Origin of the sequence: Streptomyces pseudovenezuelae, from assembly GCF_029892565.1 — a bacterium.
Classification (GTDB): Bacteria; Actinomycetota; Actinomycetes; order Streptomycetales; family Streptomycetaceae; genus Streptomyces; species Streptomyces pseudovenezuelae_A.
Map to the genome: position 1 here is coordinate 164,463 of NZ_JARXVH010000004.1, position 13,224 is coordinate 177,686.

13 protein-coding genes are annotated in these 13,224 nt (G+C 68.5%); 6 read left to right on the top strand and 7 right to left on the bottom strand.

Annotated elements, in window-relative coordinates; genetic code table 11:
• Positions 1 to 14: 14 nt before the first annotated feature.
• From M2283_RS13620 to M2283_RS13630, 3 genes are all read right to left on the bottom strand, one after another.
• Positions 15 to 1,349 (bottom strand): DUF3500 domain-containing protein, encoded by a 1,335-nt coding sequence (locus M2283_RS13620; protein WP_280876439.1) that lies wholly within the window; start codon positions 1,347 to 1,349, stop codon positions 15 to 17.
• Positions 1,350 to 1,462: 113 nt separating this feature from the next.
• On the bottom strand, positions 1,463 to 2,929 hold the full coding sequence (locus M2283_RS13625) for an amidase (RefSeq protein ID WP_280876440.1): 1,467 nt from the start codon (positions 2,927 to 2,929) through the stop codon (positions 1,463 to 1,465).
• 105 nt (positions 2,930 to 3,034) lie between these two features.
• Positions 3,035 to 3,502, bottom strand: coding sequence for an ATP-binding protein (locus tag M2283_RS13630; protein ID WP_280876441.1), 468 nt, complete (start codon positions 3,500 to 3,502; stop codon positions 3,035 to 3,037).
• A gap of 130 nt (positions 3,503 to 3,632) precedes the next feature.
• Between M2283_RS13630 and M2283_RS13635 the strand changes: the two genes are divergently transcribed.
• Both M2283_RS13635 and M2283_RS13640 read left to right on the top strand, forming a co-directional pair.
• Positions 3,633 to 4,448, top strand: coding sequence for a helix-turn-helix domain-containing protein (locus M2283_RS13635; protein WP_280876442.1), 816 nt, complete (start codon positions 3,633 to 3,635; stop codon positions 4,446 to 4,448).
• Positions 4,445 to 4,636, top strand: a complete 192-nt coding sequence (locus M2283_RS13640; RefSeq protein WP_280876443.1) for a DUF397 domain-containing protein — start codon at positions 4,445 to 4,447, stop codon at positions 4,634 to 4,636. Before M2283_RS13635 ends, M2283_RS13640 begins: the two co-directional genes overlap by 4 nt.
• Here the strand turns inward: M2283_RS13640 and M2283_RS13645 are convergent.
• Positions 4,630 to 7,785 carry an NACHT domain-containing protein gene (locus M2283_RS13645; protein ID WP_280876444.1) on the bottom strand — a complete coding sequence of 1,052 codons (3,156 nt, stop codon included), beginning with the start codon at positions 7,783 to 7,785 and terminating at the stop codon, positions 4,630 to 4,632. The two genes, M2283_RS13640 and M2283_RS13645, sit on opposite strands and share 7 nt — an antisense overlap.
• Before the next feature lie 167 nt (positions 7,786 to 7,952).
• Here M2283_RS13645 and M2283_RS13650 point away from each other — a divergent pair, with 167 nt between their 5' ends.
• From M2283_RS13650 to M2283_RS13665, 4 genes are all read left to right on the top strand, one after another.
• Positions 7,953 to 8,273, top strand: coding sequence for a DUF6191 domain-containing protein (locus M2283_RS13650; protein WP_280876445.1), 321 nt, complete (start codon positions 7,953 to 7,955; stop codon positions 8,271 to 8,273).
• Positions 8,274 to 8,348: 75 nt separating this feature from the next.
• Positions 8,349 to 8,759 (top strand): RidA family protein, encoded by a 411-nt coding sequence (locus tag M2283_RS13655; protein ID WP_280876446.1) that lies wholly within the window; start codon positions 8,349 to 8,351, stop codon positions 8,757 to 8,759.
• Positions 8,760 to 8,939: 180 nt separating this feature from the next.
• On the top strand, positions 8,940 to 9,707 hold the full coding sequence (locus M2283_RS13660; RefSeq protein ID WP_280876447.1) for an intradiol ring-cleavage dioxygenase: 768 nt from the start codon (positions 8,940 to 8,942) through the stop codon (positions 9,705 to 9,707).
• Positions 9,708 to 9,867: 160 nt separating this feature from the next.
• On the top strand, positions 9,868 to 10,716 hold the full coding sequence (locus M2283_RS13665) for an intradiol ring-cleavage dioxygenase (protein WP_280876448.1): 849 nt from the start codon (positions 9,868 to 9,870) through the stop codon (positions 10,714 to 10,716).
• Positions 10,717 to 10,778: 62 nt separating this feature from the next.
• Here the strand turns inward: M2283_RS13665 and M2283_RS13670 are convergent, their stop codons facing one another.
• From M2283_RS13670 to M2283_RS13680, 3 genes are all read right to left on the bottom strand, one after another.
• Positions 10,779 to 11,429, bottom strand: coding sequence for a DUF4360 domain-containing protein (locus tag M2283_RS13670; protein ID WP_280876449.1), 651 nt, complete (start codon positions 11,427 to 11,429; stop codon positions 10,779 to 10,781).
• A 186-nt stretch (positions 11,430 to 11,615) separates the two neighbouring features.
• Positions 11,616 to 12,530: a sulfite exporter TauE/SafE family protein gene (locus M2283_RS13675; RefSeq protein ID WP_280876450.1), complete on the bottom strand. Its 915-nt coding sequence runs from the start codon at positions 12,528 to 12,530 to the stop codon at positions 11,616 to 11,618.
• A gap of 159 nt (positions 12,531 to 12,689) precedes the next feature.
• Entirely contained in the window at positions 12,690 to 13,148 is a 459-nt protein-coding gene (locus M2283_RS13680; protein ID WP_280876451.1) for an RrF2 family transcriptional regulator, read from the bottom strand.
• Positions 13,149 to 13,224: the final 76 nt, after the last annotated feature.

Consider the following 13,224-nt stretch of genomic DNA (forward strand, 5'->3'; position numbering starts at 1 on the left):
GATCGGCTTCGGCTTCAGTGGTCGTTCTCCAGGTGCAGTTTCAGCAGGTCCACGCCGTAGTCGCCGCCGTTGGGGGTGCGGATGATGGTGTGGATGTGCTCCTGGGACGGAGTGCCGCCGCCCATGCCCATGCCGCCACCAGGGGGGCCACCGGCGTTGGAGCTTGCGCTCGCACTCGCACTCGCGCCGGCGCTCGGGCTCGCCGAGGAGGCCTCGTGGTAGAAGAGCGGGGCCTGGGCGTCGTACTCGATGAGCACTACGGGGCTGTGGATCCGGTAGTAGAAGGCGGAGTCGTCCTTCGTCTCGCCCATCCAGTAGAAGTACGTGTCGTCGAGGTGCTTCTCGACCTCGGTCATCTTGACCTCGGCGTGTCCCTCGTTGATGTAGCCGATGTAGACGCGGGCCACGTCCAGGAGCTTCTCCCGCTGGGCGGCGGTGAGTTCGGAGCCGCGCAGGCCCTCGTGGGCGAGCTTGAGGTTGTCCGAGCCGGCGCCGGCCTTCATGTCCTCGTTGCCGTTGTCCTGTGAGGAGACCGCCTTGGTGAGCTGGGTCTTGGTGAGGGAACGGATCATCGCCAGACCGGCCTTGGTCTCCGGCCGGAACAGGGCGATCTTCTCGCCCTTGTACGTGGCCGTGGTCGGCTCGGAACCCATGAAGGTGGGCGTCATGACGACCTGGTCGCCCAGCACGAAGTAGTTGATGGCGACGTGGTGGCCCTCGTACTGGAAGCCCCACGGCTTCGTGGTCGACGGGGTGCCCATGAAGGTGAAGAAGTAGTGGCCCTCGGTCAGGGTCTTCTGGTTGCCGCCGTTGGAGTCGCCGAGGAACTGGTTGAGCTTCATGATGTTGCGGGTCTGGGTGAGGCCGTCGGCGGACAGGGCGACGCCGAGCAGCGCGTAGCCGAGGTCGCGCTTCTTGTCGGTCAGGTCGCCCATGCGGACGCCCTTGCGGTCGTAGCCGTCGACGTTGCTCCAGGCCGTCCACTCGTCGGCGTCGATGTCGAAGGTGCAGGACTTGCGCTCCTTCGCGGAGAGCCCGTCCAGGAACGCCTGCGCGGCCTTGACCAGTCCGTCGGTGGAGACGCCGGTCGAGTGGATGGTGAAGAGGTCGTCGACGACCGTGCCGTCGGTGGTGACGCCCTTGAGGTCCTTGTACTTGACCTGGGAGACCCCGGGGCCCATGCCGCCCCCGCCACCACCTCCCGCTCCGGGCCCGCCCGACGGCATACCGCTCGGGGCGCCCCCGGACGGGGAGGCGGAGGACGAACTCGCCGTGTCCGACGGGTCATTGGAGCAGCCGGTCATGGTCGCCACGGCGGCGACACCTCCGGCGAGCAGCGCCCTGTTCATGAACCAACGGCGGCTGCGCTCGGATGCGGGAGTGTGGGGTCGGTGTCCATGCATGGGCGTCAGCGTCCCGGCCCAACCTGAAGCATTCCTGGGCGAAGCCTGTGAACCCGGGTTCAGCTGCCGCCCTCCCGCTTCGGCGCCTGGAAGCCGCCGAGCTCCCGCTCAAGCAGTTCGGCCAGCCGCAGCGGGGTGCGGTCCTCGAACATCGGGCCGATGAGCTGCACTCCCACCGGCAGACCCTCGGGGGACAGGCCTGTCGGTACGGCGGTGGCGGGCAGGCCGGGCATGGTGGCCAGACCGGCCCAGACGAGCTGGTCGAGGTACGGGTACTCGACACCGTCGATGTCGAGCCGGCGTGTAAGCGAATCCGGGGCGTGGTCGTGCGGGAACGCCGGAGTGGGCGTGATCGGACACACCACGGCGTCGAACTCGGCGAAGAACTGGCGCCAGCCCTGGCGGTGGAGTTCGCGACGGTTGTTCGCCTCGACCCAGTCGCGGTGACTCGACACAAGGCCCCGCAGCCGCGCCGTATCGAGACTCCGGTCGTCCGCGCTCAGTCCGGCGGCGAGGCCTCGCAGTTGCTCGTAGGTCTCGGCGGGAAAACGTGCGCCGACTCCCGCGAACAGCAACTGCGTGTAGACCATCGCCGATTCGGAGAGGCTAGGCAGCAGCGGACTGTGCCGTTCGACGCGCGCGCCGCCGTCGGCCAGCGCGTCGGCCACGCGCTGTACGCCCGCCCGCACGGCGGTCCCGGTCGGAATGAACGGATGCTCGTCGAGGACCAGGACCCGGAAGTCGCCGAGCCGCTCGTGGCGCGCGGGCGGCAATCTCAACTCGTACGCCACACCGAGCGTCAGCGGATCCGGTCCGGCCATGACGTCGAGCAGGAGCGTGAGGTCGCGGGCGGTGCGCGCCATCGGACCGACGACGGCGAGGTCCAAGGCGGCCGGCCAGGCCGGCACGGTGGGCGGGACCGAGCCGCGGGGCGCCACCAGTTCGAGCGTCGGCTTGTGCGCGTAGACACCGCAGAAGTGTGCGGGGGTGCGCAGTGAACCGCCGATGTCGGAGCCGATGGACAGCGCGCCGAATCCGGCCGCCAGGGCCGCCGCCGATCCACCGGAGGAGCCACCCGGTGTACGACCCTGATCCCAGGGGTTGTTGGTGGTGCCGTAGACCTCGTTGAAGCTCTGCACGTCCTGCAGTCCCAAGGGCACGTTGGTCTTGCCGAGCACCACCGCGCCAGCGGATTTGAGCCGCGAAACCTGCACCGCGTCCTCGGCGGGCAGGAAGTCCCGGTGTTGCGGCATGCCCCAGGTCGTGGGCAGCCCGGCCATGTCGTAGGACTCCTTGACCGTCACCGGGATGCCGAGCAGCGGCCGGTCCTCGCCTCGGGCGCGCGCCCGGTCGGCATCGCGCGCGGCGGCTCGCGCACGGTCGAAGTCCGGCACACAGATCGCGTTGATCGCCTCGTCGTCCCGCTCGATGCGGGCGATCGCCTCGTCGGTCAGTTCCGTCGAGGTCACCTCACCGGCACGCAGGGCGGTTGTGAGTTCTTCGGCCGACTGAAAGCTCCATTCCATGATTCCGACCGTAACGGCCGCCTGACCAGGCCACGAAATACCTTTTCGCGCAACGGAATCGACGTCTCGACCGGGGATTGATGTCTCGACCGGCCGACTGCGCGATCACCGCCACAGCACCGCCCAGCCCGGCAGATCGATCTCCGCGCGGACCGTCTTTCCCGGCGGCTCCCGCTCCAGCACCTCCCACCGGTCCGCGACCGCGTCCACGAGGAGCAGTCCTCGCCCGGATTCGTCCAGCGGGTCGGCGGGCGCCGCCACCTCGCCGGGCGCCGGCGGGCGTCTGTCGCCGAGCGTGTCCGTCACCTCGACCCGGACGCTGCCCGTGACGAGAGACAGCCTCAACTCGAAGTCCCGCCCGGGCACACGGCCGTGCGTCACCGCGTTCGCGGCCAGCTCGGCGACGACGATGCCGACGGAGTCGGAGGCGTCCGTGCCGTACGGGATGCCCCACGCGCGCAGTTGGCTCAGGGCGAGGTGTCGAGCCAGTCGGGCGGCGCGCGGGGTCGCGCTGAGGCGCTGCACGAACGCACGTACGGTGACTGGTTGTTGTGGGGTGGGGAGTGCTGTCATGCGCCCAATTTGGCGGGCCCACACGCCTGTTATCCAGGTGGACACCACGTACAGCGCCGGAGCGTACGCGGTTACGGACTGGACAGTACAGGTAACGGACCGTGACCATAGGTGCGGGAGGTGACCGACTGTGGTCGATGAGCCGGAGGCGTCGGACAGCTTGCGGACGTTCGGGGCGGTGCTTCAGGCGCTGCGCGAGCATGCGGGGTTCAGCAGGGAGGAGTTCGGCGTCCTGGTGGGGTACTCCAAACATACGGTGGCGTCCATCGAGTTGGGGAGGCGGATGCCGGATCGGGCGTTCATGGAGCGGGCGGAGGAGGTTCTGGGCAACACGGGGGCGTTGCGCAGGGCGTTTCCGACGCTGGCGCGTCAGCCGGGATTGGCGGCGTGGTTCCGGCGGTGGGCGCGGTTGGAGTCGGAGGCGATCACGCTCTACACGTATGAATGCCGGTTGATTCCGGGGCTGTTGCAGACGGAGGCGTATGCGCGGACGCTGTTCGCCAACCAACTCCCGCCGCTGGATGACGAGCAGATCGAGGCGCAGTGGGTGGCTCGGGCGGAGCGGCAACGATTGCTGCGGGAGCGGCCGAACACGGCGTTCGGCTTCATCCTGGAGGAGGGGTTGTTCCTGCGGCGCACGGGCGGGGTCGAGGTCACGCGGGAGCTGATCGACCATGTGCTGGAGATCGCCGAGTTGCGGAACGTCGAGATCCAGGTCATGCCGACGGTGCAGGAGTCACACGCCGGGCTCGATGGCCCCATGCAGTTGTTGGAGACCCCGGAAAACTCGTGGTTCGTCTACTGCGAGGGGCAGCGAGGCGGCCTTCTCGTCTCGGAACCGAAAGAGATCAGCGTCCTCCAAAGGCGTTATGCCAGGATGCGTTCACAGGCTCTCACGCTCGATGACTCCAAGAGCCTGTTGGAACGGATGCGAGGAGCGTTATGAGCACCAGCGGACTGACGTGGTTCAAGTCGAGCTACAGCAGCGGCGGGGACGGAGACTGCGTCGAGGTCGCAGCCTGCCCCGGCACCGTCCACGTCCGTGACTCCAAGGACAGGCAGGGGCCTCAGCTGGCCGTGTCGCCCGGTACTTGGGCCGACTTTCTCGCTCACGCGCGTGGGAGTGCTCAGTAGGACAAGTCGCCTTCATGGAACCGCAGTCGATCGCCGAAGGCTTCCTCGCCCAGGAGGTCGAGGCGCGCCGAGGCCGTGCTCCAGAGTTCCAGCCTCAGGTCGGGCAGTTCGTGCAGTGGCCGTAGGTCGAGCGTGCCCGCCTTCACCAACCCCATTCCCAGCTTCCGCAGGTTGGGAAAGACACGGCTCAACTCTTCGACGTCGGTGTGGTTCTCAAGGCCGGTGATCATCAGTCGCTCGATGCGTGGCATCGGGTTCAGCCGCTTCAGTTCCTGGAGGGAGTCGATCGCCAGCGCGATCCGCGTGAGCTGAGGCGCATGGAGCGCGGCGCGGATGTGCCAGGCCGGAGAGTGGCTGAGCCCCTCGACGGTCAGCGACCGCAGTTCCGTCCATGCCTCCAGGGCGTCGAGTCGCTTGATGGCTTCGACCCCCACCTCCAGGTGGTGTACACCCGGAAGCGGTCTGAGGATTTGCCCACCGCCTCCCGTCACCCGGAGCGCCGTCAGGTCGAGACCGGCCAGCACGGAGAGATCCTCCAGGGACCCGCAATCCCGCAGTTCGAGGCTTCTCAGGTCCTCTCGGACATGTAGGAAGTCGAGGCGTGTGACGACATCGTTGTTCCAGATTGCGAGGGATTCGAGCTGCTGCACCGGCAGGTTCGCGTCCAGTTCCAACGGATCGTACGAGCCTCGCACAGTAAGCCTGGTGACGGCTGCGAGCCGGCGCAGTCGTACGAGCTGTTCGCGCTTGTCGACGAGGAGGTCGGGGAGAAATGCCCCTTCCATCACCTCGCTCATGTACTCCTCCACGGGGTGCAGGGCCCAGGCCCACGCCACCTCGCCACGGATCGGCGGGTCCGGATGGAAGACGCACTGCCTGAGCTTGTGCCGGGACTTGGCGCTGCGCACCCGGCCCAGGAGCCGGACCGTGTTCAGGGCCACGCGATCGCGCAGCTGTTCTCCGTCGGGCAGCACGCCCACGACCCAGTCGCCAAGACCCGCGAGTTTCTCGATCTCCTCCGGATCCCGCGGCGGCATGAGGGCATCCACCCGTGCCTTCACCGCGTCCATCGCCGGCTGACTCAACAACTGGGCGTTGGTCGCACAACGGGCCGCCAGCACATGGAGACGGAAACGCTCACTCCGGTGTTCGGCGACGTCCCCGAAGCCGAGCAGGGTATCGATGAGACGGCTCGCTTCCGGACGTGCCGCGTGACCGACGGCCAGCACGATCACGTCCTCCCAGGCCTCACTGTCGGCGTGCTCCATGAGTTCCAGGAGATAGCCGCTCTCGTGGAACTCCTTGGCCGCCAGGAAGTCCTGGAACGTACGGTGGATGAACTGGATCGCGTCGTCCGCCCGTTCCTGGAGCAGTCCGCTGCGGTCGAGAAGGAAGCGCAGCACCTCATCGGGCGAACTCTGCTCCTGGACGGACGGCATGTCCCGCATGGCGAGGCTCAGTTGATGCGCCGCCTCGCTGTGCGTCATCTGCTGCTGCCCGGTGCGTACCAGCCAGATGGCCAGCCGCTGGAGCAGCGCGTGCTGTTCGTCGGAGTCCAGCTTGATCTGACCGGCGTGCAGCACGCCCCGTCCGGCGTCCCGCCCGCCCAGGAGCATGGCGAGGGCGGCCCGGTACAACTGCCAGCGTGTGGTGGGCATGAGACCGCGCCGACGTCGGTGCAGGGCGCAGATCACGGCGCACAGCAACGGCGTGCGGGCGAGGTCGCTCAGGGCCGCGTTCCGCTCCAACTGGTGCACCAGATCATGCTCCAGGGAGGAGAGGAGTTCACGCTCCTCGCCGGCGCGCCGACCGTCGTAGAAGTGATCGCATTCCAGGCGGGCAGCGTTGTGCCAGGCCCGCACGAAGGCGCGGATGTCGTCGTCGCTCATCGGCAGGAGGGTCAGCTCGGCGAAGCCGTCGTCGTCGAGCCACTGTTTGTCGACCGCGTTCGGGCGCACGGTCGCGAGACACCTGGTGCCGGGATAGCGATCGAGGAGTGCTGCCAGCCAGCGTCGAGCCTCCTCCCGCTCCGCTTCCGGGACTTCGTCCAGACCGTCGACCAGCAGGAAGCCGCGACGCGCTTCGAGCACTCGGCCGGCCCAGCCGTCGGGCTGCCCGTCCGTGATCGTCCGCCCGGCGGACAGGAGTTCCGACACCGCCGGGAACCGTCCGCCGCCTCCGTGCACCTCGCGCAGCGGGACGACGAAGGGAACGAGACCGTTGAGCTGGGCCAGATCGCCGCTCAGGGTGCTGTTCGCGGCATGGGCGGCGAGCCACCGGACGAGAGTGGTCTTGCCGGCGCCCGCCTCGCCGCGCAGCAGGGCGCGGGGCCGGTCGGTCAGCAGAGAATCGATGCGCTGGGCTCCGCTCCACGCCGTACGGGGCCGCGTCGATCCCACAGGCCGGTACGAGTGCGCGGGGCCCTCAGCGCGCAGGCTCAGATACGCGGTGTCCAGATCCCAGCGGGACTCGCTCCGGCCCAGTTCCTCGATGCCGAAGATCTCCGTCCTGCGGTACTGGGAGCTCAGGTCCTTCGCGTACCGGGCTTCGAAGTGCTCGTCCTGGGGATGGACTTCGGTGATCTCCTCCAGCCATGGATCAGCGGCCAACACAGCGCCTTGTTCGACGATGTCCGCGATCGCCGCGCCTTCAATCCGAAGGTGCTGACGGCTTTGAGGGACCTGGGTCACCACCCCGAGCAGCACGGGGCCGGCGAAGACCGGAGCACCGGACAGTCCGGCGAGCGGGGAGCCGACGCGCTCCCATTCGGCGGCCGGACGATCGAGTTCACAGGTGAGGACACCCTTGACCCGTCCGGCCAGCGGCAGCACGCTCACCCGGTACTGGTCGTAGTCGAGATCCTCGCCGTACTTCCCGTAGCGCTGGATCTCCGGGAAACCGACGACCTCGCAGTGCGGCAGCGGCGCGTCGGTCGCGACCCTGCCAAGTCGGAGCTGACCCATAGGTGCGGCGAGGTAGTCACCGATCACGTTCTCAGAAGTGAGCAGCAGGGCGACATCAAGTGCCTCGTCCGCCCAACTGAGTTGGCAGGCCACTGGCTTGCCCGACGAGGGGTGGACCACGTCGACGGACACCGCATCCGCCACCACGTGCAAGGCCGTGAGCACCTTGCGCCGGCCGACCAACACCCCACTCCCCTGCCCATTCCCCCGCACCACCACAACGCGCCCCAGAGCCTTCCCCCCACTCACAGCCCGCCCCCACCCCCGTCGTCGGCCACGCTGCGGCCAAAGCTAGAGACCCCGCCACACCCACCGCCACCGATTCCCCCCAAGTCCCCCCGATACTGAGGAACATGGGATTCGCCGTCTTCATGACCCTGCCCGGACTGGTCATCCTGCTGACCGTCGTCGCCTTCGCCGACCAACTCCTCCTGCGCGCCGGCCGGGCCGGTCTGCTCCCCTGGCGCAACAGCGCCCGGCAGGGCCAGATATCGGCGACCGGCTTCGAACAGCTCCACGCCAGCTTCTCGCCGGGCAAGCAGAACGAGCTCAAGGAACGCCAGTCGTCCCTGGTCATGCGGGACGACGAGGAGGACGGGGCCCCTCCGCACCGTACGACGGTGAACCTCGACGGAGGGACGGCGGTCGTCCGCCTTCGGAAGGGGGCCCGGTAGCCTCAGTCGCTGCCAAGTGCCGGTCATGGGCAAATTGCGGTGCGGGCGGGCACCACGCCCGTCAGACTCGCGGACATGACGGAGAAGATCACCCGCATCAACCCTGAGCAGCTGCACGAGACGCCCGGTTACCACCACATCACAGTGGTCGAGTCAGGCCGTACGGCGTATCTGGCGGGACAGTGCCCGCTGGACAGGAACGGTGACCTCGTCGGCTCCGGTTCCCTCGAATCCCAGGTCGACCAGGTTGTCGCGAACGCGCTCACTGCCCTGGCAGCGGTGAGTGCCCAGCCGCAACACGTGGTGCGGTCGGTGATCTACGTGCGGAGCGACGAGAGGGATGCTCTCGCAGTCGCGTGGCACCGACTCACCAACTCTGCCCTGGGTCCGGCGTTCACCACGGCCAGCACGCTCTTGGGTGTCGCCCAACTGGGCTTTCCCGGACAGCTCGTCGAGGTGGATCTCACTGTGGCACTGCCTGACTGAGCTTTCTCGGAGACGGGCAGGCGTTCCTGCGCAGGTTCGACCTGGAGCACGCCTTCCGAGCCTCCACCGCGATCCCGCTGACTGCGGAGCAACCCACTTGTCCGACAAGTAACTTGACGCACCATCACTTTGCCAAACCCACAGCCCCTCAACAGAGTCCCTTCCTAAGGTGCCGTGTCCATGACAGACACTTCGGAAGCAAGGACCCCCACCCCGATCGGCCGCCGAACCGTGCTGATCGCCACCGGCGCCACCGCGGCCACCCTCGCCGTCGGCGCAGCCGCACCCGAAGCCCCCACAAGCCCCGCCACCCAGCCGGCGGCCGCCGCGGCCGTCTGCACCCTCACCAAGGAGATGACCGAAGGCCCCTACTACCTCGACGGACAGTACGTCCGCGCCGACATCACCGAAGGCAAGGCCGGTGTCCCGCTCAAACTCGCGCTCACCGTCGTCGACGACGACACCTGCGCCGCGATCGGCAACGCCCTCGTCGAGGTCTGGCACTGCGACGCGCTCGGCGAGTACTCCGGGTTCGTCGGCAACAACGGCCACAGCGAGCCCGACGACGGCACCTTCATGCGCGGCGGCGTGCTGACCAACAGCGCCGGACTCGCGAGCATCACCACGGTCTACCCCGGCTGGTACCGCGGGCGTTGCGTGCACATCCACGTCAAGGTGCACATCGGCGTCACGCTCACCTCCGACGGCTCGTTCACCGGCGGCACCGAACTCCACACCGGGCAGCTCTTCTTCGACGAGTCGATCACCACCAAGGTCGCCGTGATCTCGCCGTACTCGACCAACACGGTCACCCGCACCACCCTCGCCCAGGACTCCATCTACGACGACGGAGGCGCCGCGTCCGGCCTCCTGACGCTCACCGCACTGGGCAGTTCGACCTCGTCCGGCTACACCGGCACGCTGACGCTGGGCGTCGAGCAGAGCTGACGTACCGGACCGTCCCCCCACCGAGCGGGGTGGCCCGCACCAGTTCTACGCGGGTCACCCCGAACTCGGTGGAAACAAGGGGGAGTTGACCGGTCCATCCTTATCCTCTTCACAGCCGCGCACCAAGGAATCCTTCAGGTACGGCCCTAGCTTCATGGCCATGACGGGAAACACGGAGCACGACCAGCAGCACAGCCAACAGCCCGCCCGACACCGTCGGGACAAGGGCATCCAGCGTCGCCGCGTCCTCATCGGCGGCGGCACCGCAGCCGTGGCGGGCGGTCTCGTGGCCGCCGGTCTCGCCTCGGCCGACACGCCCGCGACCGGTACCGGGACGGGGTCGACCACCGTCTCCACCGAGGCGTCCGCCTCGGCCGAATCGGCCACGAGCAGCGTCTGCACCCTCACCTCCGAGGTCACCGAAGGCCCGTACTCGCTCGACGGCGCCCTGATCCGCGAGGACATCAGGGAGGACAAGGAAGGCGTCGAGGTCCAGTACACCTTCACCGTCGTCGACCAGGACAACGACTGCGCGCCGCTCGCCGACGCCCTCGTCGAACTCTGGCACTGCGACGCGCTCGGCGAGTACTCCGGGTTCGTCGGCAAGAACGGCCACACCGAGGACGACGACGGCACCTTCCTGCGCGGCGGGCAGATGACCGACTCGAACGGCCAGGTGAGCATCACGTCCATCTGGCCGGGGCACTACGTCTCCCGCGCCGTCCACGTCCATATGCGGGTGCACACGGACGTGACGCTCACCGACGGCACGTACACCGGCGGCACGGTCGTCCACACCGGCCAGCTCTTCTTCGACGCCGACATCAACGAGGAGGTGCAGGCCGGTTCGCCGTACTCGGACAACACCACCGCCGAGACGGCCCTCGCCGACGACTCGATCTACGACGACGGCGGCGCCTCCTCCGGCCTGCTGACCCTGACCGCGCTCGGCTCCGGCGTGACCGACGGCTACACGGCCACCCTCACCGTGGGCGTCAGCACCGGCTGACGCCTCACCCGCCCACCGCCAGGGGTGACCCGCACACCGCGGGCCACCCCCTCAGGTCCGGGTCAGGACTCCGGGCACTCCTGCCACGCCATGTGGTAGACGGTGCTGATGTCTCCGTCCGTCGAGTCCATCGTCATGAAGCTGACCTTGCCGGGATTCGTCGAGCCGGCGGTCACTCTGAGCTCGGTGTTGATGTTGAAGTTGCGCTGAACTCCACAGGGCGCCCAGACCAGTTGGGCCCAGTCGGTCTCGTCGGTGGCCTGCCAGTTGTCGTCGTAGGGGCCGGTGAAGGGGTGGGTCTTGGCCACGGTCTGCGGGGAGCCCTGGAAGTAGTACGAGGCCCGCTGCGTGCCGCTCGCGCCGCGCTGGAGCGAGGCGAAGCCCCGGTAGTCGGCGCTGGCGATGGCGTAGGTGAAGCCCGACGGGACATGGACGACCAGGTTGAGCTGGCAGTTCCTGCGGAACGCCGTGGGGTCGGAGGTGCCGCCCGCCTGGGCGAGGTAGTCGCTGTAGGTGACCGTGAAGGCGGTGTTGTCCTCGGACACGGCGACCGCGGTGGTGCCCTGCGGGCAGCCGGAGCCGTTCACCGTGGCGACCTTGATGATGATCTTGTCCGGGGGCGGGTCCTCGAACCCGCCCGACGGGTTGTGTGCGGGGAGCGCGGTGGTGAGCAGGGCGGCGACGGCGCCGCTCAGCAGAAATCCACCAGTCATGGTGTCTCCGGTCTGTGAGTGGGGGGTGGCGCACCCCCGAGCCTGTGCAGAACCCATGAGGATTCTGTGAAGAACGGGAGCGATCGCATCGTAGGAACGCACGCCTACGGCGGTCAGGGCGAACTCCGGCCATTCACAATCGCGGATTTCACTCTGTACGCCGACGGCAGCGGGCACCCGCGAGCATCAGGCGCCGACCGGCTCCCGTTCCGCCACCGACAGCTCGGCCTCCGCCGCCCGCTCCCGCCGGTGCGCCCGGATCGAGTACGCCAGCGCCCCCGCCCACACCGCGTACAGGACGACGTACACGACCGCCGAGACCGCCCCCGACGCGGCGATCCAGTCACTCCTCAACAGCGTACGGACGTTGGTCACGACGATGATCCCGCCGACCGCCGAGCCGAGGACGCGCGGCGGGATCAGCCTGACCAGCCAGGCGGCGACCGGCGCGGCGATCACGCCGCCGAGCAGGAAGGCGATCACCCAGGTCCACTTCAGGCCCTGCGAGCCCAGCGAGAACAGGAAGCCGAGGCTCGCGGCGACCGCGACCAGGAACTCACTGGTGTCGATCGAGCCGATCACCTTGCGCGGCTCCAGCCGGCCGCCGGCCAGCAGCGCGGGCGTGCCGACCGGGCCCCAGCCGCCCCCGCCGGTCGCGTCCAGGAAGCCGGCGACCAGGCCGAGCGGGGTCAGAAACCGCCTGCTCAGCGGCTTGCCCAGCTGGTCCTTGGGCAGACCGCGGAAGGTGAAGCGGGACATGACGTAGAGGCCGAGGCCCAGCAGGATCAGGGACATCACCGGCTCGGCGACCTCGGTCGACAGCCTGGACAGGACGGTCGCGCCCAGGAAGGAGCCGACCGCGCCCGGGACACCGATCCTGGCGACGACCTTCCAGTCGACGTTCCCGAAGCGCCAGTGCGAGGCGCCCGACATCAGGGTCGTGCCGATCTCGGAGAGGTGGACGGTCGCGGAGGCGGCGGCCGGATTGGTGCCCATCGCGAGCAGCAGTGTCGTCGACGTGACCCCGTAGGCCATACCGAGGCTGCCGTCCACGAGTTGGGCGCCCAGGCCCGCGAGGGCGAGCAGGATCAGCGTGCGCATGTGAGGTCCCGTCCGTCTTTCCTGGTTTTCCCACCGGGGAGGTAGGGATCGACGGCAGGCGACGCTAGGGCGTCAAACTGAGGGGACCATGAGACGGCGATGAGGATCGTTCACAGCCGCAACCATTGAAACCGCGACAGCTTCAAGACCCCGACGGCTTCAGGGGTTCTCCCAGGCCGCCGGTTCCGCCGCCAGCTCCTTCACGGGCTCCGGCAGGGCGTCCGCCGCGATGTCGGCGATCGTGACGCCCTCCAGGATCTTGCGCACATTGGCGCGCAACGCGATCCACAGGGGCAGCAGCGGCTGGGCGGAGCCGGTGTAGGCGAGGCCGGTGGGCCGCTCGCCGCGTACGGAGACGATCGGGCCGTCGACGGCGCGTATGACGTCGGCGACCGTGATCTTCGTGGCCTCGCGCGCGAGGCGGTAGCCGCCGCCCCCGCCGCGCCGGCTGTCCACGACCCCGGCGCGCCGCAGGTCGCCGAGGATCCCCTCCAGGAACTTGTGCGGGATGCCCTGCTCGGCGGCGATCGCCTCCGCCTTCACCGCTGCGCCGTCCTGCCGAACGGCGAGCTCAAGAACCGCCCGTACCGCGTAATCCGCCCGTGCCGAGATCCTCATACGACCATTGTGGGGTGTCGGTCCGTACACAATGACCCCGCAAATCGCCCGCCGACGGACCCGCACGACGGAGGCT